Source organism: Mycobacterium colombiense, from assembly GCF_003284975.1.
GTDB lineage: Bacteria > Actinomycetota > Actinomycetes > Mycobacteriales > Mycobacteriaceae > Mycobacterium > Mycobacterium europaeum_A.
Genome location: NZ_QMEU01000038.1, coordinates 13,882 through 37,502 on the forward strand (window position 1 = coordinate 13,882; position 23,621 = coordinate 37,502).

A 23,621-nucleotide genomic window follows, 5' to 3' on the forward strand; every position below is an offset into this window, starting at 1 on the left:
CAGGTCATTGCAGATCGAGCAGGGCCTCGAGACCCACCGTGAGGCCAGGGTGTTCGGTGATCCGCCGCACGGCCAGCAGCACACCGGGCACGAACGAGGTCCGGTCGATGCTGTCGTGCCGGATGCTCAGCGTCTCCCCCTCGGTGCCGAACAGGATCTCCTGGTGGGCGACCAGCCCGGCCAGCCGCACCGAGTGCACCGGGATGCCGTCGACGTCCGCGCCACGCGCGCCCGGCAGGCTGGTGCTGGTGGCATCGGGGTTGGGCGGCAAGCCTTTTCGCGACTCGGCGATCAATTTCGCGGTGCGCGTCGCAGTTCCCGACGGGGCGTCGGCCTTGTGCGGGTGATGCAGCTCGATCACCTCTGCCGAGTCGAAGAAGGGCGCCGCCTGCTTGGCGAAGTGCATCGACAACACCGCGCCGATCGCGAAGTTCGGCGCGATCAGCACCGACGTGCCCGGGCTGTCGGCGAGCCAATCCTGCACCTGCTGCAGCCGCTCGGCGGTGAAGCCCGTGGTCCCCACGACGGCATGAATTCCGTTGTCTATGACGAACTTCAGATTGTCCATCACCACGTCGGGGTGGGTGAAGTCGATGACGACCTCGGTGTTGCCCTCGGTCAGCAGGCTCATCGGATCGCCGGCGTCTACTTCGGCCGACAAGCTCAGATCATCGGCGGCCTGCACGCCCGCCACCATCGCCGACCCGACCTTGCCCTTGGCTCCCAGCACTCCTACTCGCATGGCCTTCACCCTAGACCGGGCCGATGGGTCGCACGCCGATCAGGTGTGGACGATGAAGCCCGCTTCGGTGTTGGGCGCGGGTTGCTCGGGATCGTTGATCGTGATGTACAGCTCGCCTGCCGTCGGCATCCCGAAGCCGACAAATCCGTGCGCCGTCTGGCCGTCGTGAAGGCCGCCCGTCACCAGCGGGGGCATCTTGTCGAGCCTGCGGAAGTCGACCGCAAGCGTTGACGGTTGGGGCGCATCGTCGGGATGGGTCCATGGCTGATTGCCGCCGCCGTATCCGGCGAACATGTAGTGCTGGTCGAGCTTGAAGAATCGGTGTGACGTCGCGGTGATAGTCAGTTCCACCACGTTGCATGCGGAGCCAGGCGTCGGACTCGCGAAATGAGAGGTGCACCCTGGCGGGAACCACGTCGCGCTGTTGACGGTGATGTCGGCGGTCGCGCCGCTGGCCGCCTGCGCGTGCACGGGCACGCCCATTTGACCGATCGGGAACGGTGGACTGTCCGGCGTGGAGTCGGCCGAACCGGTGGCACATGAGCATGCGGCGATGACGGCGATGGCCGTGGCGACCGCGGCTGGCGCAATGACGGATCTCGCGCGCACCACGGGTGGTTACCCGCAGCGCTGGCGCCAAAAACGCTCTGGCGCCCGCGACAGGGCCATCCGGGTCCGGGGCGCGTTGTGCAGAGTTCGCGGTTCATTCACAACCCTTGCTCGGCCGCCTCCCCGCGACGTGCGCTGCGCATAGCATCCGAACATGCATTCGATCGAGGTCCCGGCTGAGGTGGCCGCCGCGCTGGACGCCCAGGATGCCGCCGATGCGGCGATCCGCAGCCTGGACTTCGACGCGCAGAGCCCCGCAGTCCGGTTGCACGTGCTCGAACGGATGGAGGCCTCGAGCCGGCGACGGATCGCGGTGAGCCATGACGTGATCGCCGGTTTGGCGGCGGAGGATCCCGCCGACATCGGCGGCCCGGTGCATAAAGTGGTCGCCGACCGCCTGCGGATCAGCTATGCCGAGGCGTGCCGTCGGCTCCGCGACGCCACCGAGTTGTCGCCGCGCTTGACGCTCACCGGCGCGGAGCTGCCGCCACAGTTGCCGGCTACGGCCGTGGCGTGGCGCGACGGGCTGCTCGACGGTCAGCATCTGCGCGTGATCCAGACGTTCGTCCGGGATCTCCCGGACTCCGTCCCCGCTGCCACGGTGGAGGACGCCGAGCGATTCCTGGCCGATCAGGCCCGGCGGCTGCGCCCCGATCAGTTGCAGAAGCTCGCACACCAGTGCGCCCTGCGGATCAACCCGGACGGAAAGTTCTCCGACGCCGACCGGGCACGCCAGCGCGGTTTCACCTGGTGCGGCCAACGACCCGACGGGATGAGCATCGGGAAACTGGTCGCCTCACCCGAGCTGCGCGCCAACCTCGACGCATGGCTGTCCCGGTTTGCGACTCCGGGGATGTGCAACCCCGACGAGGAAACGCCTTGCGTCACAGGCGAACCCGACGACGAGCGCGCCCGCCGCGATATGCGCAGTCCCGCCCAGCGCCAACACGACGCACTCAACGCCCTGGTGCGAGGCCAGCTGGGCGATCCGAAACTGGGTCAGCACAACGGATTGCCGGTGACCGTCATCGTGTCGACCACCCTGCAGGAACTGACGGCGGGCGTGGGGCGCGCGGTGACCGGTGGCGGCACGCTGCTACCGATGCGCGATGTGATCCGGATGGCCCGCCACGCCTACCACTACCTCGCCGTGTTCGACGAGCACTCGAGCCGCCCACTGTATCTCGGCCGCTCGCGGCGCATTGCCACACCGGATCAGCGCATCGTCTTGTACGCGCACGACCGCGGCTGCAGTTACCCCGGCTGCGACGCCCCCGGCTATTGGTGCGAGGTGCATCATTGCGCTGAGTGGGCCGCCGGCGGCACGACGGACGCGAACAACCTCACTTTCGCCTGCGCACCGCATCACAAGCTGGTCGGAAGAGGCTGGCGGACAAGCAAAACGCCACGAGGCCGTACCCGGTGGATCTCGCCGCCGCAGTTGGACCGCGGCGCGCGCACCAACGACTTTCACCATCCCGAACGCCTCTTCGACGACGGTGCGTCGCCGTGACGGGCCTACTTCTTGAACCGCCCGGCGAATCCGCGCAGCGGCAGGTCGGCGCTGGTGATCAGTCCCGGCGGCGCCGCCACCACCGACTTGATCGAGGCCAGCGCGGGCATGCCGGTGACGGTCATCCCGATCGAGGCGAAGTTGTCCGGGTTGGACAGGTCGACGCCGGGCTTGGGGAAGATCATGTGCTTGTTGTAGATGCACGGATCGCCCTTGATCTGAGTGATGTAGCAGCCCTTGATGTTCCAGCTCGGATCGGTGTGCGGGGTCATCTGCCATTCCAGGTGCGTCTCGACCCGCGGCACGCCGTCGACCGTGCCCTGGTACTTGATGTAGTTGCCACCCAGCGAACCCTTGGGCAGCGTGTACCAACCCAGGTCGACGTCCTTGGTGCACGCGCCGAGCTCGTAGCTGAACTTGACCTCGTCGAGCGTGAGGTCGAAGCAGTCGGCCATCATGTACACGCTGTCGGCGAAGACGCGGGTGTACTTCTCGAGCTTCGACGGAATTTCGGGGTCGTCGACCGGTTGGCCGTAACCCACCTCGATCCAGGTGTCCTTGGAGTGGTGGCATGACACATCGACGGACTCGATGGTGGTCACGTTCTCGATGTCGGCGACGTCGGCCGAGCACACCACGCCCAGGATCTGGTTCAGCCCGGGATTCATCCCGGTGCCGTAAAAGGTTGCGCCGCCCTTTTCGGCGGCCTCCGCCAACAACTGGGTCACCGGCTTGCCCGAGGGATGCGGGTGATTCTTGTCGCGATGCCAACCGGTGATCCAATCGGCAGTGGTGACGATGTTGATGCCGGCCTCGAGCACCTTGACGTAGAGGTCCTCGTCCGGGAACACCCCGTGGAACGTCAGCACGTCCGGCTTGGCGGCGATGATCTCCTCGACCGTCCCGGTGAAGGCCACGCCGTTGGGCGCCAGGCCGGCGAACTCGCCGGTGTCCTTGCCGACCTTCTCCGGCGAATAGCAGTGCACCCCAATGAGTTCGATGTCGGGCTGGGTGGCGATCCGCTTGATCATCTCGGTGCCGACGTTGCCGCTTCCGACCTGAAAGACGCGAACCGGTGCTGTACTCATTGCCTTGAGCCTTCCTGCGTTGCGAACGCCTCGGGATAGAACTGCTTGGCCCACTTGCGGATTGCGGTGAAGCCCTCGTACTCGTCGGTGGCCAGCGCGGGCGGATCCGAATAGCGCTGGTGCCGCCAGATCTCGATGTCTTGCTCGAACTGGCGGATGACCTCGCGCCCGAATTCGTCCGCCTTGGCGGCCGCGCGGGCGGCGTCCTTGTGTGGCGTTCGCCCGATGTAGACCATGAAGCGCACATCGGAGGTGAACTCGTCGATCGGCGTGATCGCCGAGATCGTGCGGTTGTCGATCATGCCCCAGCTCTTGGTTACCGCGATGCCCAGACCGCCGTTGATGGCCTGCACGCCGCTGTTGACGTCCTCGATCTGCTGCCCGTCGTCGCCCTCGAACGTGATGGTGAAGTCGACGTAGGACACCGGCTCGGCGAAGTCGTGGCGGGTGAACACCGGCACGATCGGGGTGTTGTGCACGAACTTGAAGTGCGCGAAGTCCACCCCGTTCTCCAACACGTATTGCGGGTGCAGTTCCAGGCTTTCGCGATACAGCCGCTGCTGCGGGTAGTAGTCGTCCGCGCTGCTGCCGTCGCCGAACGCGGCGAACACGTCCGGCACGTCGAAGTAGGGTTCGCGGCGGTCCAGGTCATGCCAGATGTACACCGACGCGTTGCGCTCCACCACCGGGTAGGTGCGAATGCGGCGGCCGCGGTTGGGCCGGTCCTGGTACGGGATGCACACGTTGCGACCCTCGGCGCTCCACTGCCAACCGTGGAACGGGCACTGCAACACCTCGCCGACGACCTTGCCGCCATACCCCAGGTGCGCACCCAGATGCTCGCAGTAGGCGTTCATCACCGTGAGTTCGCCGGATTCGGCGCGCCAGGCCACCATCTCCTGGTCGAAGTACTTCATCGTGTGCACGTCGCCGACGCCGATCTCGTCGGACCAGGCGACCTGGAACCAGCCGGTCGGTTTCATCGACAACGGTGGCTTAGCCATCGAGCCCTGCCATGTGAACTGCCCTCCCTCGCGTACGAATGATAAGCCGCGGCGTCGTCAAAATGAAAGTACCCTCTATGAAACTATCGTCGGACCCGGCCGCGATGGATAAGATCGGCGAATGACCCCTCAGAGCAGCGCGGCCGGCGTCGCGGGCCGGCGCCCGAATCGACGGGGCCACGCGACTCGCGAAAGCATGCTCGAGGCCGCGCTGCGCTCGCTGGCCTCCGGTGAGCCCGGCTCTGTGTCGGCCAACCGCATCGCGAAGGACATCGGCGCGACCTGGGGCGCGGTGCAGTACCAGTTCGGCGACACCGACGGGTTCTGGGCCGCGGTGCTGCACCGCACCGCCGAACGGCGTGCCGCGACCTTTTCCACGCTGTCGACACCGGTATCGCCGGACGCCCCGCTGCGCGAGCGTGTCGGCGCCATCATCGACACCCTCTACCGCGGCCTGGCCTCGCCAGATTCTCGCGCGATCGAGAACCTGCGGGCCGCGCTGCCGCGTGATCCCGAAGAGCTCGAGCGGCTTTACCCGCGCACGGCCGCCGAGCTGTTCTCCTGGGGCAAGAGCTGGCTGGAAACCTGCCAGCACGCGTTCGCCGATTTGGCCGTCGATCCGGATCGGGTCCGCGAGGTCGCCGCCCTGATCCCCGGCGCGATGCGCGGGCTGGTGTCGGAACGTCAGCTGGGTTCCTACGCCGACCTCGACATGGCGCGCCGGGGGCTGACCAACGCGCTGGCCGCCTACCTCGAGCAGTCCCGGCCCTAGGGCACCGCCGCCTCAGGCGTCGATGACGACAACGAAACCGCCGGTACTGGGTTCTTTGGCGCGGGTCTTCAGCGGGCCGCGGCGTGCCGGCGCAGGTCGTACTGGCCGGGGTCGGGGTTCGCCAGCATCCGGCGGTGTTCGGCCGGCGTGAGGGGCCACACCTCGGGCAGGCCGTCCTTGTTGAGGTACCAGCTGCTGCACCCGGTGGTCCACACGGTGTCCGGCATCGCGGCGCGCAGTGTCGCGTTGAAACGCTCGGTCGCCGCGGCCGTCGGCTCCACCGTGTCGAATTCGCAGCGGCGCCAACGCTCGATCCAGCCCGCGATGTGGTCGGCCTGCGATTCGGCCACCGTCGTCAGCGCCAGGTTCCCCACCGGACTGTGCGGCCCCAGCATCATGAAGAAGTTGGGGAAGCCGGACAGCGCCACGGTCTGGTAGGCCCGCGGCCCGTCGCGCCAGACGTCGTCGGCGCGGATGCCGTCACGCCCGATCAGCTCCATCGGCCGGAAGAACGCGTGGGTGTCGAATCCGGTGGCGAGCACGATGACGTCCACCTCATGGAGGACTCCGTCGGCGGTGACGATGCCGCGCTCTTCGACATGGTCGATGCCCGCCGTCACCAGCTCGACGTCGTCGCGCTGCATCGCCCGGTAGAAGCCGTTCGACATCACCAGTCGTTTGCAGGCCGGCGTGTAGTCGGGGGTCAGGGCCCGCCGCAACTCGGGATCGCGGATTTCCCAGAGGCTGGCGCGGCACAGCGCTGCCATGATCTTGCGGCGCAGGCCCGGCTTGGTCAGTCCGACGGCGAAGTAGTCGTAGCTCAGGCTGTAGATGCGGTACGCCAACCCGTCGAGCCACGGCATCTTGCGCCGGGTGATCCCGGTGAAGCCGCTGTAGCGCGGGTTGGCCAGCCGCAGCACCCATTGCGCCGTGCGCTGAAACAGCGTGACGTGGCCGGCCACCCCGGCCAGCCCGCACACCAGTTGCACGCCCGTCGACCCGTTGCCGACCACCGCGACCCGGCGCCCGCGCACGTCGACGCCGTGATCCCAGCGCGCCGAGTGAAACACGTTGCCGCCGAAGGCATCCAAACCCGGTATTGTTGGCAGTCGCGGGTGATGCAGCACGCCGGTGGCCGAGATCAAGAAGTCGACCTTGAATTCCTCCCCGGCAGCGGTGCGCACCGCCCAGCGGCCGTCGTCGAAACGGGCGTGGACGATCTCGGTGCCGAACCGGATCCGTTCCCGCAACCCGTAACGGTCGGCGATGCCGCGGAAATAGGCCTGGATTTCGCCGCCGGGCGAGAACAGGTGCGACCAGTCGGGGTTTCGGGCAAAGCTGTATTGGTAGATGCGCGAGGGGATGTCGCAGACCAGCCCCGGATAGGTGTTGTCCCGCCAGGTGCCGCCCACCTCGTCGGCCTTCTCATAGACGGCCACATCGCTGATACCGTTGCGCAGCAGGGCGATTGCGACGCACAGTCCGGACATGCCCGCCCCGATGACGGCTACGGCGGGGTCGCGTCGCGTCATCGAAAGACTCCGGTGGTTCGTGGGCTAGTCGGTTTCGGCGCGCTGCTTGAGGCGCTGCAGGGTGAGCCGGATGTGCTCGGTGTTGGCGGTCACCCGATCGCTGACGCCGGTGGCCTTGCCGGCGACCTTGCGGAACCATCCGGGCCTGCGGTCCCAGGTGCTTTCGGTGACCTCACATCCGCCGCCGGCCGCGACGATGTCGTATTGCCAGCGGGCGACCGGAAAGATGGTGTGGCTCACGTCGAATGCGAAGCGGCGACCCGGTTCGGCGTCGGTGACCGTGCACTTGGTGCTCCAGCGGCGGCTGCCGCTGCGGTTGTGGCCGACGAACACCGCGCCCGGGCGCACCGCGTCGCCTTTGCGCCATTCCATCGCCACCGCTTCCTCGGCCAGCTCGGCCAGCGTGGGCAGGTCGGTGATGAGCCGGTACACCTCGTCGGGCCGGGCCTCGATCTGCACGGTGGCCGTCACGCACGGGTCACTCATTCGCCGATCATAGCCAGCAAACACCCAGCTTTTGCGCCCCTCACGAACTTTCTTCACACTTGACGGTGAACCGGCAACCAAGGGGCGATCATGCGAGTCGGCGTACCGACCGAGACCAAGACCAACGAGTTTCGGGTGGCCATCACCCCCGCCGGTGTCGCCGAGCTGACCCGCCGCGGCCATGACGTGCTGGTGCAGGCCGGCGCCGGGGAGGGGTCGGCGATCTCCGATGCCGAGTTCAAGGCCGCCGGGGCCGAACTGGCCGACACGGCCGAGCAGGTCTGGGGCGACACCGATCTGCTGCTCAAGGTCAAAGAACCGGTACCGACCGAGTATGACCTGTTGCGGCGCAACCAGATCCTGTTCACCTACCTGCATCTGGCTGCGTCGCGGGCGTGCACCGAGGCGCTGTTGGCATCCGGCACGACGTCGATCGCCTACGAGACGGTCCAAACCGCCGACGGCACGCTGCCGTTGCTGGCCCCGATGAGCGAGGTCGCCGGACGGCTGTCGGCTCAGGTGGGCGCCTATCACCTGATGCGCACCCACGGCGGGCGCGGGGTGCTGATGGGCGGCGTGCCGGGCGTCAAACCGGCCGACGTCGTGGTCGTCGGCGCGGGGACCGCCGGCTACAACGCCGCGCGGGTCGCCGGCGGGATGGGTGCGGCGGTCACGGTTCTCGACGTCAACATCAACAAGCTGCGACTGCTCGACGCGGAGTTCGGCGGGCAGATCCGCACCCGCTACTCGTCGGCCTACGATTTGGAGGGCACCGTCAAGCGCGCCGACCTGGTCATCGGCGCGGTGCTGCTGCCCGGCGCCAAGGCGCCCAAGCTGATCTCGAATTCCCTTGTCTCGCAGATGAAATCGGGGGCAGTGCTGGTCGACATCTCGATCGACCAGGGCGGCTGCTTCGAGGACTCCCGGCCGACCACGCACGATGATCCCACCTTCGCGGTGCACGACACGGTGTTCTACTGCGTGGCGAACATGCCCAGCGCGGTGCCCAAGACCTCGACGGTGGCGCTGACCAACGCGACCATGCCCTACGTGCTGGCGCTCGCCGACCGGGGCTGGCAGGCCGCGTGCCGATCGGATCATGCTCTGGCGAAAGGTCTTTCGACGCACGACGGCGCCTTGCTGTCCGAGCAGGTGGCCACCGATCTCGGCTTGCCGTTCACCGAGCCGGCCGGCGTTCTGGGCTAACTGGTGGCTGCGAGGCGGGCGATGATGTCGGCGGCGGGGCCGGCACACGCGTTCTTGAACGAGGTCCCCGCCCACAGGGCCATCCCGTTGGGGTCTTCCATGGCTGCGGCCGCTTCCCGGATCGGTGAGGTCATCTGATTGACCTCGGGGTAGCCCAGCGGCGCCACGTGATCGAGCATCCGGGTGAAGTCGTTCTCCAGCCCGCGCGCGTAGCGGCCCGAAAACGCCCGCGTGACAACGGTCGTGGCGAACAGCGGGTTCTTCAGGGCGACGCGGTGCGCCGCGTTGGTGCCCGCCTCATCGGCGAGCAGCAGCGCGGTGCCGACCTGGGCCGCCACCGCTCCCCTGCGCAGCGCCGCCCCGACCTCGTCGGCGGTGCCCAGCCCGCCCGCGGCGACGATCGGGACGTCGTGGGCGTGCCGGATGCGGTCGATGAGCTGGTGCAGCGACTCGTTGGCGGGTTCCATGTCGGGGGCGAACGTGCCGCGGTGCCCACCCGCGGCGGGGCCCTGGACCACCAGGCTGTCCGCCCCGGCCGCGACGGCGACTCCCGCTTCGTAGGCCGATGTGACGGTGACCATCACCAGCAGGCCCAGCGCGCCGAGCCGCCGGATCACATCGGGCGGCGGCACACCGAAGGTGAACGACACCAACTCGGGCCGGACGTCGGCCACCACCTCGAGCTTCTGCTCCCACTCGTCGTCGTCGCCGTGCTGCGGGTGACCGACCTCCACCTGGTAGTGCTCGGCGATTTCTTCGAGTTCGGCCGCGTAGTAGTGCAGGGCCACCCAGTCGGCGACGCTGGGCTGGGGCACAAACAGGTTCACCCCGAGCGGGCCGGTGGTGGCCTTGCGCGCCGCGGCGATGTCGTCGGCGAACTGCTCGGCGCTGCGGTGCCCGCCCGGGACGAAACCGAGGCCACCCGCATTGGACACCGCCGCGGCCAACGCGGGAGTGCCGGGCCCGCCGGCCATGGGGGCGCCCACGATGGGCACCATGATGTCCCAGAAGCCCAGTACCATTCGGCTAGTCCGTCGACGGCGAGCGCCGGCACGGCGCAGGTGAGGAGGCGGACATTTGAGCTAGCCTACCATCGCCCGAAGTTGTTGGGGCAGTGACCGTTTGGCGGCGTAGGGGCCCAGAACCGCGGCGCCGTAGCGCTGCCCGAGCAGCCGGCGGGCCACCGCGTTGACCTCCTCGACGGTCACCCGATCGATCTGCTGCAGCGTGTGCTCGATGCTGCGGTGTCTGCCGTAGTTGAGCTCGCTGCGGCCCAACCGGCTCATCCGCGAGCTGGAATCCTCCAGGCCGAGCACCAGCCCGCCGCGCAGTGACCCCTTGGCGATGCGGCATTCCGACTCGGTGATGCCGTCGCGCGCCACGGATTCGAGCACGCCGCTGGTCACCGCCATCACCTCGGCAAAGCGTTCCGGCTGGCAGGCCGCGTACACCGACAGCGCGCCACTGTCGGCGAAGACGTCCACCGTCGAGTACACCGAGTAGGCCAGCCCGCGCAGCTCGCGAACCTGCTGGAACAACCTCGAACTCAGGCCACCGCCCAGCGCGGTGTTGAGCACCGACAGCGCCCACCGGTGCTCCCAGCCGCGCCCGGGCGTGCGGACGCCAAGCGACACGTGGGCCTGCTCGGCGTCCCGGTTGCCCAGCATCAGGACGGGACGGCCGGTGACCCGGCCGGACCCCTTGCGCGGCGCGATCGGGTCGCGCCCGCGGACCAGATGACGCCCGAAGTGCTGGCGCACCAGCGCGACCACCTCGTCGTGGTCGACATTGCCGGCCACCGCCACCACCATCCGCTCCGGCGTGTAGCGCCGGACATGAAACGAGTGCAGCTGGTTTCGCGTCATCGACGCCACGGACTGCGCGGTGCCGATGACCGGACGGCCCACCGGATGGTCACCGAAGAGCGCGGACAAGAACATGTCGCCGAGGGCGTCCTCGGGGTCGTCGTCGCGCATGGCGATCTCTTCGAGGACCACGTCGCGTTCCAGCTCGACGTCGCTGGCCGCGCAGCACCCGTTGAGCACCACATCGGCGACCAGGTCGACGGCCAGGGCCAGATCACTGTCGAGCACGTGCGCGTAGTAGCAGGTGTGCTCCTTGGCGGTGAACGCGTTCAGCTCTCCCCCGACGGCGTCCATCGCCTGCGCGATGTCCACCGCCGTGCGGCTGGGGGTCGACTTGAACAGCAGGTGCTCGAGGAAGTGCGCGGCCCCTGCCACGGTCGCACCTTCGTCGCGCGAGCCGACGCCGACCCAGACCCCGACCGACGCGGAGCGCACCGAGGGCAGGTATTCGGTGACCACCCGCAAGCCACCCGGCAGCGTGCTGCGGCGCAGCGCGGTCTGGGGTGCCGATTCCGCCTCAGCGGCCTTGCCCCGGCGTAACTCGCCGGCCCGACCGGGACGCGTCCCGGTCGACGAGTCAGCTGCTCGCCGTCGCGGCATCGGCAGGTGCGGCCGCAGGAGCATCGGCGGGAGCCGAGCTGTCTTCCTCCACCAGAACCAGCGAGATCTTGCCGCGCTTGTCGATGTCGGCGATCTCCACGCGCAGCTTGTCGCCGACGTTCACCACGTCCTCGACCTTCGCGATCCGCTTGCCCTTACCGAGCTTGGAGATGTGCACCAGGCCGTCACGGCCGGGCAGCAGCGACACGAAGGCACCGAAATCCGTTGTCTTGACCACGGTTCCGAGGAACCGTTCGCCGACCGTCGGCAACTGCGGGTTGGCGATGGCGTTGATCCGGTCGATCGCGGCCTGCGCCGAGGGCCCGTCGGTGGCGCCGACGAACACGGTGCCGTCGTCCTCGATGGAGATCTGCGCGCCGGTCTCCTCGGTGATCGCGTTGATCACCTTGCCCTTGGGACCGATCACCTCGCCGATCTTGTCCACCGGGACCTTGATGGTGGTGACCCGCGGCGCATACGGGCTCATCTCGTCGGGTGCGTCGATGGCCTCGGCCATGACCTCGAGGATGGTCAGCCGGGCGTCCTTGGCCTGCCCCAGCGCGCCCGCCAGCACCTGCGACGGGATGCCGTCGAGCTTGGTGTCCAGCTGCAGCGCGGTGACGAAGTCCTTGGTGCCCGCACACTTGAAGTCCATGTCGCCGAACGCGTCCTCGGCGCCCAGGATGTCGGTCAGGGTGACGAAGCGGCGCTCGGTGCGGCCGTCGACCTCGACGTCGTCGGAGACCAGGCCCATGGCGATGCCGGCCACCGGCGCCCTCAGCGGCACACCGGCATTCAGCAGCGACAGGGTGGACGCACAGACCGAACCCATCGACGTTGAGCCGTTGGAGCCCAGGGCCTCGGACACCTGACGGATGGCGTAGGGGAACTCCTCGACGCCGGGCAGCACCGGGATCAGGGCGCGCTCGGCCAGGGCGCCGTGCCCGATCTCGCGCCGCTTGGGCGAGCCCACCCGGCCGGTCTCGCCGGTGGAGAACGGCGGGAAGTTGTAGTGGTGCATGTAGCGCTTCGAGGTCTCTGGCCCCAGCGAATCGATCTGCTGGGCCATCTTGACCATGTCGAGCGTGGTGACGCCCAGGATCTGGGTCTCACCGCGCTGGAACAGCGCGCTGCCGTGCGCCCGCGGCACCACGGCCACCTCGGCCGACAACGCGCGGATGTCGGTGATGCCGCGGCCGTCGATGCGGAAGTGATCGGTCAGGATGCGTTGGCGCACCAGCTTTTTGGTCAGCGACCGGTAGGCGGCGCTGACCTCTTTCTCGCGGCCCTCGTAGGTCTCGGCCAGGCGCGCGAGCACCTCGGCCTTGAGCTCGTCGGTGCGCGCGTCGCGCTCGGCCTTGCCGCCGATGGTCAGCGCCTTGGCCAGCTCGTCGGTGGCCACCGAGGCCACCGAGTAGTAGACGTCGTCACCGTAGTCCGGGAACGTCGGGAACTCGCCGGCCGGTTTGGCGGCCGCCCCGGCCAGCTCCTCCTGCGCGCTACACAGCGCTTCGATGAACGGCTTGGCGGCCTCGAGGCCTTCGGCCACAACGGTTTCCGTCGGCGCCGGGGCGCCGCCCTCCACGAGCTCGATGACGTTCTCGGTCGCCTCGGCCTCGACCATCATGATGGCGACGTCACCGTCGACCTTGCGGCCGGCCACCACCATGTCGAACACGGCCCGCTCGAGCTGCTCGACGGTCGGGAACGCCACCCAGGTGCCGTCGATCAGCGCGACCCGCACCCCACCGATGGGACCCGAGAACGGCAGCCCGCTCAGCTGGGTCGAGGCCGACGCGGCGTTGATCGCCAGCACGTCGTAGAGGTCGTTGGGGTCCAGGCTCAGGATCGTCACCACGACCTGGATCTCGTTGCGCAGCCCGGAGACGAACGACGGGCGCAGCGGCCGGTCGATGAGCCGGCAGGTCAGGATCGCGTCGGTGGAGGGACGGCCCTCGCGACGGAAGAACGAACCGGGGATGCGACCGGCGGCATACATCCGCTCCTCGACATCGACGGTCAGCGGGAAGAAGTCGAAGTGCTCCTTGGGACTCTTGCTGGCGGTCGTCGCCGACAGCAGCATGTTCTCTTCGTCGAGGTACGCGACCACGGCGCCAGCGGCCTGCTGGGCCAACCGGCCGGTCTCGAAACGGATGGTGCGGGTGCCGAAGCTCCCGTTGTCGATGGTGGCGGTCGCCTCGAACACGCCCTCTTCAATTTCAGCGACAGACATGGACGTCCGTACGGCCTCTCTTGTATTCAGCTTTTTCGCGTGGCCACGCGCGAACCGCAGGCCTGACGGCCACGGGTCACCCGCGGGAGGCGCTGAGTCTGAATACGGCTACGGCCATCGATCGAAGCGGCCGACCTGCCCCAGATCCGGAGAGCCCGGCAGCCACTACCGAAGACCGCCCGATGCAGACTGGCTGCTCCCTCGAACGTGCGTAGTGACACGCTGGAACGGCACACGCGGATCTGCGTGACCGCACCGTTTGCTCGGGCCGAACCGGCCCAGAACGTCCTCACTCTACACGGGCGACCTCTACCCGCCATATCGCTCGGAATTTGCGGGGCCGCGAACGCCCCGGTGAGGCCTGCGTCAGCGACGCAGGCCCAGCCGCTCGACCAGCGAGCGGTACCGCTCGACGTCGATCTGCGCGACGTACTTGAGCAGCCGGCGACGGCGGCCGACCAGCAGCAACAGTCCGCGGCGCGAGTGGTGGTCGTGCTTGTGCACCTTCAGGTGCTCGGTCAGGTCGGCGATCCGCTTGGTCAGCAACGCGACCTGGGCCTCAGGCGAACCGGTGTCGGTGCCATGCAGGCCGTAGTTGCCCAGGATTTCTTTTTTCTGCTCGGCTGTAAGCGCCACGAAACTAACTCCATCAATCGGTGCCGCGAGAAATCTCGTGCGTGGCCGCCGCGGACTGCAGCACACGCCGTATCGGCTGGCGAGTCTATCAGCGGCGGCGACGTCTACCGAAATAGCAGGCCAGCGCCGCGCCCTTGACAATATACAACCATTTGGTTGTATATTGCTCGGGTGACCGTAGATCAGGAGGACCGGGTGGACGCCCTGTTCCACGCGCTCGCCGACCGAACCCGGCGTGACATCATGCGCCGGACCCTGGCCGGGGAACACTCGGTTTCCGCATTGGCAGTCAAGTACGACATGAGCTTCGCCGCGGTGCAGAAGCACGTCGTTGTGCTGGAAAAGGCCGGCCTGCTCACCAAACGACGAAGCGGTCGCGAGCAGCTGGCCAGCGGTGACGTGGCGGCCGTGCGGTCGGTGGCCGCGATGCTCACCGAACTCGAATCCCTCTGGCGGGATCGCATCGCCCGCGTCGACGAACTCATCGCATCCGACTCAAACCAGGAGGACTGAACCATGCCCGTGACCGACGTCCAGCACGACCCGGACAACCTGACGCTGACCATCACGGCGGACTTCGCCGCGCCGGTGGCCCGAATCTGGCAGGTGTACGCCGACCCTCGTCAGTTGGAGAAGGTGTGGGGCCCGCCGTCCCACCCGGCGACCGTCGTCGACCACAGCCTCACGCCCGGCAGTCGCACGACGTATTTCATGACCGGACCGGACGGCCAGAAGTACGCCGGGTACTGGGAGATCACGGCCGCGGACGAACCGACGAGCTTCGCCTTCCTGGACGGCTTCGCCGACCTGGACTTCAACCCGAACCCCGACCTCCCGGTCTCGAGGAATGTGTACACATTCACCGAGCACAACGGCGGCACTCGCGCGACCTACGTGAGCACCTACTCCTCCGCCGAGGCGCTGCAGCAGGTGCTGGACATGGGCGTCGTCGAGGGCGCCTCTTCGGCCATCAACCAGGTCGACGGCCTGATCGCCGCTTGACGCCGCCCGGCGACTCCTCGAATCAGTCCTGGGCCGAGAGGGTGATGCGCGTCTTCTCGGTGTCCCTGCCCATCGCGTCGATGAGGTCGGCGATCGAGTCGAACTTGTGCTGGCCGCGGATGCGGGCGACGAAGTCCAGCGCCACGTGCTGTCCGTACAGGTCGGCGTCGGTGTCCAGGACGAACGCCTCCACCGTGCGCGTGCGCCCAGAGAACGTCGGGTTGGTGCCCACCGACACCGCCGCCTGATAGCGCTCGCCGGGGACGATCGCCCCGGGGGCCCCCGCCCCCTGACCGTGGCCGAGCACGCTGAACCAGGCGGCGTATACGCCGTCGGCCGGGATGGCCGAATACATCGGCGGCGCCACGTTGGCGGTGGGAAAGCCCAGTTCGGCGCCGCGCCCGTGGCCGCGGACCACCACGCCCTCGACCCGGTGGGGCCGGCCCAGGGCCTCCATCGCCGCCACCACGTCACCGGCGTCCACGCAGGACCGGATGTAGGTGGACGAGAACGTCACGGTCTCGTTGCTGTGGTGCTCGGAGAGCAGCGACATCGATTCCACGGCGAACCCGAAGCGTTCGCCGGCGCGTCGCAGCGTTTCGACGTTGCCGGTCGCCTTCTTGCCGAAGGTGAAGTTCTCCCCCACGACGACCTCGACCACATGCAGGTTCTCCACCAGCAGTTCGTGGACGTAGCGCTCGGGGGTGAGCTTCATGAAATCGGTGGTGAACGGCATGACCAGGAAGACGTCGATGCCCAGCTCTTCGACCAGCTCGGCGCGCCGGGTGAGCGTCGTCAGCTGCGCGGGATGGCTGCCGGGATAGACCACTTCCATCGGGTGCGGGTCGAAGGTCATCAGGACCGTCGGAACGTTGCGGGCGCGCGCCGCTTTCACCGCATGCGCGATCAGCTCGGCGTGGCCGCGATGCACACCATCGAACACACCGATGGTGAGCACACACCTGCCCCAGTCCGTGGGTATCTCGTCTTGGCCGCGCCACCGCTGCACGTCCGCCAGCCTACGGCGCGCAGTGGCCCGCCGGGAGATCGGAAGGGGCAAACCGCCGCCATGGTGTCGGGGAACACGCCGGATTAGGCGTGGGTTGCCTAAACTTTCTCGGTGTGAGGCCTGACGAGGAGCGTGGCGGTATCACCGCGGTCGGCCAGGACTACCTGAAGGTCATCTGGAATGCCCAGGAGTGGTCCCCCAAGGACGCCCCGCAGAAGGTCAGCACCAAGATGCTGGCCGAGAAGATCGGGGTGTCGGCCAGCACGGCCTCGGAGTCCATTCGCAAACTCGCCGAGCAGGGCCTCGTCGACCACGAGAAATACGGCGCGGTGACGCTGACCGAGGCGGGGCGGCGTGCGGCCCTGGAGATGGTGCGCCGGCACCGGCTGCTGGAGACCTTCCTGGTCAACGAGCTCGGCTACGCCTGGGACGAGGTGCACGACGAGGCCGAGGTGCTCGAGCACGCGGTGTCGGATCGCCTGGTGGCCCGCATCGACGCCAAGCTGGGCTTTCCGCAGCGCGACCCGCACGGTGACCCGATACCGGCCTCCGACGGGCAGGTGCCGACCCCGCCGGCCCGCCAGCTGTGGGCGTGCGACGACGGGGACACCGGGACCGTGGCCCGCATCTCCGACGCCGACCCCGAGATGCTGCGTTACTTCACCGACGTCGGCATCAATCTCGACTCCCGACTGCGGGTCCTGACCCGGCGCGAATTCGCCGGCATGATCTCCGTCGCCATCGATTCCGGCGACGGCGCCGAGACGACGGTCGATCTGGGTAGCCCGGCCGCGCGGGCGATCTGGGTGACGGCCTAGCCGCGCGCCCCGCCCGTCAATCGGCCAGCAGCCCCTTGGCGATGTGGGTGACCTGAACCTCGTTGCTGCCCGCGTAGATCATCAGCGACTTGGCGTCGCGGGCCAGCTGCTCCACTCGGTACTCGGCCATGTATCCGTTGCCGCCGAACAGCTGCACGGCCTCCATCGCCACCTCGGTGGCCGCCTCCGAGGAGTACAGCTTGATCGCCGACGCCTCGGCCAGCGTCAGCGGCTTGCCGGCCTGCTGGCGCTCGATGGTGTGAAAGACCATGTTCTGCACGTTCATTCGGGCGATCTCCATCTTGGCCAGCTTGAGCTGGATCAACTGGAACTGCCCGATGTTGCGACCCCACAGTGTGCGGCTCTTCGCGTAATCGACGCACAGCCGGTGGCATTCGTTGATGATGCCCAACGCCATCATCGCGATCCCGATCCGCTCGGCGGCGAAGTTGGCACGCGCGCTGTCGCGGCCGTCGCCGTCGGTGTGCTGTTCGCTCTCGCCGAGCAGCCGGTCCGGGCCCAGCCGCACGTTGTCGAAGAACAGCTCGCCGGTCGGCGAGGACATCATGCCCATCTTCTTGAACGGCTTGCCCTGCGTCAGCCCCGGCATGCCGGCATCGAGCACGAAGACCAGCACCCGGCGGTTGCGCGGGTCCGAGTCGCCCGCGGTGTCTTCAGCGAGCTTGGCGTAGACGATCAGGACGTCGGCGCAGGGCCCGTTGGTGATGAAGGTCTTCTGCCCGTTGAGGATGTAGTCGTCACCGTCGCGTTTGACGTAGGTCTTCATGCCGCCGAACGCGTCCGAACCCGAGTCCGGCTCGGTAATCGCCCATGCCGCAATCTTTTCCAGCGTCATCAGCTCGGGCAGCCAGCGTTCCTTCTGCGCCAGCGTCCCGCGGCTGGCGATGGTCGCCGCGCCCAGGCCGAGGCTCACCGACGCGGTGCTGAGCAACCCGATGCTGACCCGGGCGATCTCGGACACCAGCACCGCGATCATCGATCCCTGGGCGCCCCCGCCGAAACCGCTTGACCCGTCGGGCTTTTCGCTGGATTCCTCAGCGGCGGCGGTGCCGTTCAGCTTGGCCCGCTCGCGGTCCAGCATCTTCTTGACCGACTCGGCGGCCATGGCGTCGAGGCCGAACTGGCTGAACAGCTTGCGCGCGATCGGATACGGCGACATGTCGCCGGTTTCCAATTCGTCCAGGTGCGGGCGTATCTCTTTGTCGACGAACTGCCGAACGGCATCCCGGACCATCAGGTCCGTCTCGGACCACTCGATCATGGCGCCCCTAACGCTCGGCGCGCTGGTAGGCGGTGACGACGGCCGCGCCACCCAGCCCGATGTTGTGTTGCAGTGCGGCGCTGACGTTGTCGACCTGACGTTTGTCGGCGGCGCCGCGCAGCTGCCAGGTCAGTTCGGCGCACTGCGCCAGCCCGGTCGCGCCCAGCGGGTGCCCCTTGGAGATCAGGCCGCCGGACGGGTTGACCACCCAGCGCCCGCCGTAGGTGGTGTCGTTGTTGTCGATCAGCTTGGGCGCCTCGCCGGGACCGCACAGGCCCAGGGCCTCGTAGAGCAGCAGCTCGTTGGCCGAGAAGCAGTCGTGCAGTTCGATCACCTGGAAGTCTTGCGGCCCGAGCCCGGACTGGTCGTAAACCTGTTGCGCGGCTTGAACATTCATGTCATAGCCGATGAGGTTTTTGGCGCTTCCGTCGAACGTCGACGCGAAGTCGGTGGTCATCGCCTGACCGACGATCTCCACGGCCTGGGCGGCCAGCCTGTGGCTGTCGACGAAGCTCTCCGAGGCCAGGATGGCCGCTCCCGAACCGTCGGAGGTCGGCGAGCATTGCAGCTTGGTCAACGGGTCGGAGATCATCCGCGCGGCCAGGATGTCGTCGAGCGTGTAGGACTCCTGGAACTGGGCGAACGGGTTGTTGACCGAGTGCTTGTGGTTCTTGTAGCCGATCTTGGCGAAATGCTCTGCGGTGCTGCCGTATTGCTTCATGTGCTCGCGGCCGGCGGCGCCGAACATCCACGGCGCGACGGGCATCGCGAACTCGTCGATGTCGGCCATCGCCTTGACGTGCTTGGCCATCGGCGATTCGCGGTCCTGGGCGCCGCCGCCCAGCGAACCGGGCTGCATCTTCTCGAAGCCGAGCGCGATCGCGCAGTCGACGATGCCGCCGCGAATGGCCTGCGCCGCCAGGAAAAGCGCCGTCGAACCCGTGGAGCAGTTGTTGTTGACGTTGACGACCGGGATGCCGGTCATGCCCAGCTCATAGAGCGCGCGCTGCCCGGATGTCGAATCGCCGGCGACGTAGCCCACGTAGCCCTGCTGGACCTCGCGGTAGTCGATGCCGGCGTCGGCCAGCGCGTTGGTCCCCGATTCCCGGGCCATGTCGGGGTAATCCCAGCCTTCCCGGCGGCCCGGCTTCTCGAACTTCGTCATGCCGACACCGATGACGTAGACCTTGTTGGACATCCTTGTCCCCTTCCGAACCGTGGGCGGTCTAGGCACTCAGTGTGCAACGTAGCCCAACCAACCGTTCGGCCGGGGCGGTTACAGCATTGCAGCGGTTACAGCGTCGCCGGGCGGATCACCACCACCGACCTGGTGCGCGACCCCTCGTCCCGCAGCAGCGCCATCACCCGGCCGTCGGGGTCACACGCCGCGTAGACGCCGTCGATCCCGGCCGGCGCCAGCGACCGGCCGTTGGCGGTCGCCTCGGCCTGCTCGGCGGACAGGTCGCGGCACGGAAAGATCAGCAGGCAGGCCTCGTCCAGGCCGTAGCTGAGCCGGGGCCGCTCCGCCAGCTCGTCGAGCGAGTACGCCTGATCGAGCCCGAAGCGCCCGACGTGGGTGCGCCGCAACGCCGTCAGGTGCCCGCCGACCCCCAGGGTGGCGCCGAGGTCACGGGCCAGGGCCCGGATGTAGGTCCCCGACGAGCAGTCGACCTCGACGTCGAGGTCCACACAATTCCCGGCGCCGGCCCGGATGTCGCGCACCTCGAACCGGTCGATGCGCACCGGCCGGGCCTTGAGCTCGACGGCCTGGCCCTCGCGGGCCAGCCGGTAGGCGCGCTTGCCGTCCACCTTGATCGCGCTGACCGTCGACGGCACCTGTTCGATGTCGCCGCGCAGGCCGCCCACCGCCGATTCGATCACCGCGCCGGTGAGGTGCCGCGCCGGGACGCTGCGCACCAGCTCGCCCTCGGCGTCGTCGGTGGACGTGCTCTGTCCCAGGCGGATGGTGGCGGTGTAGGACTTGGCGGACGCGGTCAGCAGGCCGAGGATCTTGGTGGCGCGCTCGATCCCGATCACCAGCACGCCGGTGGCCATCGGGTCCAGCGTCCCCGCATGCCCCACCCTGCGGGTCGCGAAGATCCGGCGACAGCGCCCGACCACGTCATGACTGGTCATCCCGGCCGGCTTGTCGACGACGACTATTCCGGGCCCTGTGGGGCTTTCGGTCATAGCACAATCGCGGTGAGCACCAGCCCGCGCTCGACCGACCAGCGGCCGCGTAGCTCGGGCAGCGGCGGGCCGGACAGCGCTTCCGGGTCGATCAGGATCCGCGACACGAACCCGCCCGTCGTCGCGCCGGGGCCGTCGGCCTCGAACGCGATGTGGGCGTCCTCGAAGCCCAGCCACCGTCTGGTCACCGGAAACCACGCCTTGTACGTCGCCTCCTTGGCGCAGAACAGGATTCGATCCCAATGCAGGTCACCCGACAGGCTCGCTGGGATCTCGGCGCGTTCAGCCGGCAGGCTTATCGCGTTCAGCACTCCGTCGGGCAACACGTCGTGCGGTTCGGCGTCGATGCCCACCGAGCGGACCGCGTCGGTGCGGCCCACCACCGCACCCCGATAACCCGTGCAGTGGGTCAGGCTGCCCACCACGCCGTCGGGCCAGCAGGGTTCTCCCTTCTCCCCCTTGAGGATCGGGACCGGTGGCAGACCCAGCTCGCCCAGCGCGATGCGGGCGCAGTTGCGGACGGTGACGAACTCGTTGCGCCGCTTGGCCACCGACCTGGCGATCAGCGGCTCCTCCTCGGGTAACGGCGTGAGATCGGGCAGGTCGGAGTACGCCTCCGCGTAGGCCAGGCCGTCCACGGCCGGGAGCACCGAGGACACCAGCATGTCACCCGTCATCGTGATTGCCGCTGCCGCAACCGTTCCCGGAACTGCGCGGCCTGCTGCCGCATCTCGGGAGTGATCTGGAAGTGGCCGCCGAAGTCGTTCAGGTCACCCGGCGCGTACTGGGGATCGGGCAGCACCTGGCGCAGCCAGCTGGGCGGCTTGCGGCGACGCCACTCCCGCGGATAGCCCACCGAGACTTCCTCGAAGCGCACGTCGTCGTACCAGGTGGTCCGGGGGATGTGCAGGTGACCGTAGACCGAACACACGGCGTTGTATCGGGTGTGCCAGTCGGCGGTCTTGGTGGTCCCGCACCACAGCGAGAACTCCGGGTAGAACAGGGCGTCGCAGGGGTCGCGGACCAACGGGAAGTGGTTCACCAGAACGGTCGGTGTCATCCAGTCCAGCTCTTCGAGGCGGGCGCGGGTGATCTCCAGGCGCTCGCGGCACCACGCCTCACGGGTGGGATACGGCTCCGAGGAGAGCAGGAATTCGTCGGTGGCGACCACGTTGCGCTCGCGGGCGATGGTCAGGCCTTCGGCTTTGCTCGTGGCTCCGTCGGGCAAGAAGCTGTAGTCGTAGAGCAGGAACATCGGCACGATCGTGGCCGGGCCCCCGCGCTCGGTCCACACCGGGAACGGATGCTCGGGCGTGACGATGCCCATCTCGTCGCACATGTTGACCAGGTACTCATAGCGGGCCTTGCCGAAAATCTGCACCGGGTCGCGGGTGGTGGTCCACAGCTCGTGGTTGCCCGGCACCCAGATCACCTTGGCGAAGCGCCGTCGCAGCAGGTCAAGAGCCCAGCGGATCTCGTCAGTGCGTTCGGCGACATCGCCGGCGACGATCAGCCAGTCATCCGGCGACGAGGGATGCAGCGATTCGGTGACCGGCTTGTTACCCAGGTGACCGGTGTGCAGGTCCGACACCGCCCACAGTGTCGGTTGCCCACCGTTGGTCGATTCCCGCCCAGATGTATGCCCAGCCACGAATAACCACCCTAACGACTTGACCGGGGCACGCCCCTTTCGCGGGCGTCCTTTCGGCCGCAAGGGGGTGAGTTAGAACAAGTTCAGGTTTGCCTGTGACGTCGCGCGCGGTACTTGTACACTCCCCCGGAAAGGTCCGCTGCGGACGTCAGGGGGTGTCGTGTTCGCCAATGTTCGTCTGATGGGGGCGCTGGGTGCGCTGCTCACAGCGGCCATCGGGGGCACCGTGGGCCTGTTGACCGCCCCGGCCACACCGGGCGGCGGCGATCGGTCCGTCGAGCTGCGTTCGACCGCCCAGCCGATGGAAACCACGATGAAAAGCCCTATCGTGGCGACCACCGATCCGCGCCCGTTCGACGCCTGCGAGGACATCCCGTTCGACGTCATCCAGCGCCTCGGGCTGGGCTTCACACCGCCCGAACACGAAGACGGGCTGCGCTGCCACTTCGACGCCGGCAACTATCAGGTGGCCGTCGAGCCGATCATCTGGCGCACCTACGAGGCCTCGCTGCCCGCCGACGCCGTCGAGACGACGATCGCGGGCCACCGCGCCGCGCAGTACTGGGTGCTCAAGCCGACGTACCACAACAGCTACTGGTTCTACTCCTGCATGGTCGCGTTCAAGACCAGCTACGGCGTGCTGCAGCAGGCGCTGTACTACTCGACGGTCTACTCCAATCCCGAGGTCGACTGCATGCAGACCAACGTGCAGCGCGCCAACGACCTCGCGCCGTATTACAAGTTCTGATTTGCGCCGCGTCGCGTCGCGGCCGGCTGAGCGGGTCCTAATGTGAGGACCGTGAGTACGACGTTGATCCGGCCCGCACAGCCGGTGCTGCACACCCTGCGACACCTGGGCGGCAAGGCCGCCGCCAGGCTGCTCGGCCTGCCGCCGGAGACCACCGACTACACCGTGGCGCGCGTCCGCGTGCCGATGCGCGACGGGGTGCAGCTGGTGGCCGACCACTATGCACCGGCGACCGCGTCGCCCTCCGGCACCCTGCTGGTCCGCGGCCCGTACGGGCGCGGGTTCCCGTTCACGCTGATATTCGGCGCGTTGTACGCGGCACGTGGCTACCACGTCGTGTTGCAAAGCGTGCGCGGGACGTTCGGCTCGGGCGGGGTCTTCGAGCCGATGGCCCACGAGGTCGCCGACGGTGCCGACACCGTCGGCTGGCTGCGCGAGCAGCCCTGGTTCACCGGCCGCTTCGCCTCCATCGGCATGTCGTATCTGGGCTTCACCCAGTGGGCCCTGCTGCAGGATCCCCCGCCGGAACTGGCCACCGCCGTCATCGTGGTCGGTCCACACGACTTCAACGAATCAACCTGGGGCACCGGCACATTCGCGATCAACGATTTTTTGGGTTGGAGCGACATGGTGGC

24 protein-coding genes are annotated in these 23,621 nt (G+C 68.0%); 8 read left to right on the top strand and 16 right to left on the bottom strand.

Annotation, left to right across the window (positions count from 1 at the left end; translation table 11 throughout):
• Positions 1-4 precede the first annotated feature (4 nt).
• A complete protein-coding gene (gene dapB, locus DQP58_RS14245; protein ID WP_112709007.1) occupies positions 5-742 on the bottom strand; it encodes a 4-hydroxy-tetrahydrodipicolinate reductase in 738 nt (245 codons plus the stop codon).
• Between the two features lie 39 nt (positions 743-781).
• Positions 782-1,351 carry a hypothetical protein gene (locus DQP58_RS26965; RefSeq protein ID WP_346427278.1) on the bottom strand — a complete coding sequence of 190 codons (570 nt, stop codon included), beginning with the start codon at positions 1,349-1,351 and terminating at the stop codon, positions 782-784.
• Between the two features lie 154 nt (positions 1,352-1,505).
• Here DQP58_RS26965 and DQP58_RS14255 point away from each other — a divergent pair, with 154 nt between their 5' ends.
• Positions 1,506-2,864 carry an HNH endonuclease signature motif containing protein gene (locus DQP58_RS14255; RefSeq protein ID WP_112708986.1) on the top strand — a complete coding sequence of 453 codons (1,359 nt, stop codon included), beginning with the start codon at positions 1,506-1,508 and terminating at the stop codon, positions 2,862-2,864.
• Between the two features lie 5 nt (positions 2,865-2,869).
• Here DQP58_RS14255 and DQP58_RS14260 read toward each other — a convergent pair whose 3' ends face one another.
• Complete coding sequence (locus DQP58_RS14260; RefSeq protein WP_112708987.1) at positions 2,870-3,952, bottom strand: NAD(P)H-dependent amine dehydrogenase family protein; 1,083 nt, start codon at positions 3,950-3,952, stop codon at positions 2,870-2,872.
• Entirely contained in the window at positions 3,949-4,956 is a 1,008-nt protein-coding gene (locus tag DQP58_RS14265; protein ID WP_112708988.1) for a Rieske 2Fe-2S domain-containing protein, read from the bottom strand. The genes DQP58_RS14260 and DQP58_RS14265 overlap by 4 nt, the downstream gene beginning before the upstream one ends.
• A gap of 121 nt (positions 4,957-5,077) precedes the next feature.
• Between DQP58_RS14265 and DQP58_RS14275 the strand changes: the two genes are divergently transcribed.
• Positions 5,078-5,728 carry a TetR/AcrR family transcriptional regulator gene (locus DQP58_RS14275; protein ID WP_112708989.1) on the top strand — a complete coding sequence of 217 codons (651 nt, stop codon included), beginning with the start codon at positions 5,078-5,080 and terminating at the stop codon, positions 5,726-5,728.
• A 68-nt stretch (positions 5,729-5,796) separates the two neighbouring features.
• On the opposite strand, the gene DQP58_RS14280 is transcribed toward DQP58_RS14275, so the two are convergent.
• Together DQP58_RS14280 and DQP58_RS14285 are read right to left on the bottom strand one after the other, a co-directional pair.
• The gene (locus tag DQP58_RS14280) at positions 5,797-7,260 is read right to left on the bottom strand and encodes a flavin-containing monooxygenase (RefSeq protein ID WP_112708990.1); all 1,464 of its coding nucleotides are present in this window, start codon (positions 7,258-7,260) and stop codon (positions 5,797-5,799) included.
• Positions 7,261-7,284: 24 nt separating this feature from the next.
• Positions 7,285-7,746 (bottom strand): SRPBCC family protein, encoded by a 462-nt coding sequence (locus DQP58_RS14285; RefSeq protein WP_112708991.1) that lies wholly within the window; start codon positions 7,744-7,746, stop codon positions 7,285-7,287.
• Positions 7,747-7,836: 90 nt separating this feature from the next.
• On the opposite strand from DQP58_RS14285, the gene ald reads away from it, so the two are divergent.
• The gene (gene ald / locus DQP58_RS14290) at positions 7,837-8,952 is read left to right on the top strand and encodes an alanine dehydrogenase (RefSeq protein ID WP_112708992.1); all 1,116 of its coding nucleotides are present in this window, start codon (positions 7,837-7,839) and stop codon (positions 8,950-8,952) included.
• Here ald and DQP58_RS14295 read toward each other — a convergent pair.
• The 4 genes from DQP58_RS14295 to rpsO form a co-directional block, all read right to left on the bottom strand.
• The gene (locus tag DQP58_RS14295; protein ID WP_112708993.1) at positions 8,949-9,974 is read right to left on the bottom strand and encodes a nitronate monooxygenase; all 1,026 of its coding nucleotides are present in this window, start codon (positions 9,972-9,974) and stop codon (positions 8,949-8,951) included. The genes ald and DQP58_RS14295 overlap by 4 nt on opposite strands.
• Positions 9,975-10,034: 60 nt before the next feature.
• Positions 10,035-11,417, bottom strand: coding sequence for a M16 family metallopeptidase (locus tag DQP58_RS14300; protein WP_240629820.1), 1,383 nt, complete (start codon positions 11,415-11,417; stop codon positions 10,035-10,037).
• Positions 11,395-13,650, bottom strand: a complete 2,256-nt coding sequence (locus tag DQP58_RS14305; RefSeq protein ID WP_112708994.1) for a polyribonucleotide nucleotidyltransferase — start codon at positions 13,648-13,650, stop codon at positions 11,395-11,397. Before DQP58_RS14305 ends, DQP58_RS14300 begins: the two co-directional genes overlap by 23 nt.
• A gap of 366 nt (positions 13,651-14,016) precedes the next feature.
• The gene (gene rpsO / locus DQP58_RS14310; RefSeq protein WP_007775081.1) at positions 14,017-14,286 is read right to left on the bottom strand and encodes a 30S ribosomal protein S15; all 270 of its coding nucleotides are present in this window, start codon (positions 14,284-14,286) and stop codon (positions 14,017-14,019) included.
• A gap of 171 nt (positions 14,287-14,457) precedes the next feature.
• Between rpsO and DQP58_RS14315 the strand changes: the two genes are divergently transcribed.
• Together DQP58_RS14315 and DQP58_RS14320 are read left to right on the top strand one after the other, a co-directional pair.
• The gene (locus tag DQP58_RS14315; RefSeq protein ID WP_112708995.1) at positions 14,458-14,799 is read left to right on the top strand and encodes an ArsR/SmtB family transcription factor; all 342 of its coding nucleotides are present in this window, start codon (positions 14,458-14,460) and stop codon (positions 14,797-14,799) included.
• A gap of 3 nt (positions 14,800-14,802) precedes the next feature.
• Entirely contained in the window at positions 14,803-15,288 is a 486-nt protein-coding gene (locus tag DQP58_RS14320; RefSeq protein WP_112708996.1) for an SRPBCC family protein, read from the top strand.
• Between the two features lie 22 nt (positions 15,289-15,310).
• Here the strand turns inward: DQP58_RS14320 and DQP58_RS14325 are convergent, their stop codons facing one another.
• Positions 15,311-16,297, bottom strand: coding sequence for a bifunctional riboflavin kinase/FAD synthetase (locus DQP58_RS14325; protein WP_112708997.1), 987 nt, complete (start codon positions 16,295-16,297; stop codon positions 15,311-15,313).
• 113 nt (positions 16,298-16,410) lie between these two features.
• Here DQP58_RS14325 and mntR point away from each other — a divergent pair, with 113 nt between their 5' ends.
• Positions 16,411-17,115, top strand: coding sequence for a manganese-binding transcriptional regulator MntR (gene mntR, locus DQP58_RS14330; protein WP_112708998.1), 705 nt, complete (start codon positions 16,411-16,413; stop codon positions 17,113-17,115).
• Positions 17,116-17,131: 16 nt separating this feature from the next.
• Here mntR and DQP58_RS14335 read toward each other — a convergent pair whose 3' ends face one another.
• From DQP58_RS14335 to DQP58_RS14355, 5 genes are all read right to left on the bottom strand, one after another.
• Entirely contained in the window at positions 17,132-18,397 is a 1,266-nt protein-coding gene (locus DQP58_RS14335) for an acyl-CoA dehydrogenase family protein (RefSeq protein WP_112708999.1), read from the bottom strand.
• A 7-nt stretch (positions 18,398-18,404) separates the two neighbouring features.
• The gene (locus tag DQP58_RS14340) at positions 18,405-19,595 is read right to left on the bottom strand and encodes a lipid-transfer protein (protein ID WP_112709000.1); all 1,191 of its coding nucleotides are present in this window, start codon (positions 19,593-19,595) and stop codon (positions 18,405-18,407) included.
• A gap of 95 nt (positions 19,596-19,690) precedes the next feature.
• On the bottom strand, positions 19,691-20,587 hold the full coding sequence (truB, locus tag DQP58_RS14345; protein ID WP_112709001.1) for a tRNA pseudouridine(55) synthase TruB: 897 nt from the start codon (positions 20,585-20,587) through the stop codon (positions 19,691-19,693).
• Positions 20,584-21,264 carry a 4'-phosphopantetheinyl transferase PptT gene (gene pptT, locus DQP58_RS14350; RefSeq protein ID WP_112709002.1) on the bottom strand — a complete coding sequence of 227 codons (681 nt, stop codon included), beginning with the start codon at positions 21,262-21,264 and terminating at the stop codon, positions 20,584-20,586. Before pptT ends, truB begins: the two co-directional genes overlap by 4 nt.
• On the bottom strand, positions 21,261-22,238 hold the full coding sequence (locus tag DQP58_RS14355; protein ID WP_112709003.1) for a metallophosphoesterase family protein: 978 nt from the start codon (positions 22,236-22,238) through the stop codon (positions 21,261-21,263). The genes pptT and DQP58_RS14355 overlap by 4 nt, the downstream gene beginning before the upstream one ends.
• Before the next feature lie 160 nt (positions 22,239-22,398).
• On the opposite strand from DQP58_RS14355, the gene DQP58_RS14360 reads away from it, so the two are divergent.
• Positions 22,399-22,986 (top strand): DUF3558 domain-containing protein, encoded by a 588-nt coding sequence (locus DQP58_RS14360; RefSeq protein ID WP_112709004.1) that lies wholly within the window; start codon positions 22,399-22,401, stop codon positions 22,984-22,986.
• Between the two features lie 51 nt (positions 22,987-23,037).
• The coding region (locus DQP58_RS14365) for a CocE/NonD family hydrolase (protein ID WP_114149356.1) at positions 23,038-23,621 on the top strand (584 nt) is incomplete at its 3' end.

Bases quoted from the DNA above. Each gene is read 5' to 3' on its own strand.
- dapB (WP_112709007.1), bottom strand. From the start codon at position 742: ATGCGAGTAGGAGTGCTGGGAGCCAAGGGCAAGGTCGGGTCGGCGATG.
- DQP58_RS14255 (WP_112708986.1), top strand. From the start codon at position 1,506: ATGCATTCGATCGAGGTCCCGGCTGAGGTGGCCGCCGCGCTGGACGCC.
- DQP58_RS14260 (WP_112708987.1), bottom strand. From the start codon at position 3,952: ATGAGTACAGCACCGGTTCGCGTCTTTCAGGTCGGAAGCGGCAACGTC.
- DQP58_RS14265 (WP_112708988.1), bottom strand. From the start codon at position 4,956: ATGGCTAAGCCACCGTTGTCGATGAAACCGACCGGCTGGTTCCAGGTC.
- DQP58_RS14275 (WP_112708989.1), top strand. From the start codon at position 5,078: ATGACCCCTCAGAGCAGCGCGGCCGGCGTCGCGGGCCGGCGCCCGAAT.
- DQP58_RS14280 (WP_112708990.1), bottom strand. From the start codon at position 7,260: ATGACGCGACGCGACCCCGCCGTAGCCGTCATCGGGGCGGGCATGTCC.
- DQP58_RS14285 (WP_112708991.1), bottom strand. From the start codon at position 7,746: ATGAGTGACCCGTGCGTGACGGCCACCGTGCAGATCGAGGCCCGGCCC.
- ald (WP_112708992.1), top strand. From the start codon at position 7,837: ATGCGAGTCGGCGTACCGACCGAGACCAAGACCAACGAGTTTCGGGTG.
- DQP58_RS14295 (WP_112708993.1), bottom strand. From the start codon at position 9,974: ATGGTACTGGGCTTCTGGGACATCATGGTGCCCATCGTGGGCGCCCCC.
- DQP58_RS14300 (WP_240629820.1), bottom strand. From the start codon at position 11,417: ATGCCGCGACGGCGAGCAGCTGACTCGTCGACCGGGACGCGTCCCGGT.
- DQP58_RS14305 (WP_112708994.1), bottom strand. From the start codon at position 13,650: ATGTCTGTCGCTGAAATTGAAGAGGGCGTGTTCGAGGCGACCGCCACC.
- DQP58_RS14320 (WP_112708996.1), top strand. From the start codon at position 14,803: ATGCCCGTGACCGACGTCCAGCACGACCCGGACAACCTGACGCTGACC.
- DQP58_RS14335 (WP_112708999.1), bottom strand. From the start codon at position 18,397: ATGATCGAGTGGTCCGAGACGGACCTGATGGTCCGGGATGCCGTTCGG.
- DQP58_RS14340 (WP_112709000.1), bottom strand. From the start codon at position 19,595: ATGTCCAACAAGGTCTACGTCATCGGTGTCGGCATGACGAAGTTCGAG.
- truB (WP_112709001.1), bottom strand. From the start codon at position 20,587: ATGACCGAAAGCCCCACAGGGCCCGGAATAGTCGTCGTCGACAAGCCG.
- pptT (WP_112709002.1), bottom strand. From the start codon at position 21,264: ATGACGGGTGACATGCTGGTGTCCTCGGTGCTCCCGGCCGTGGACGGC.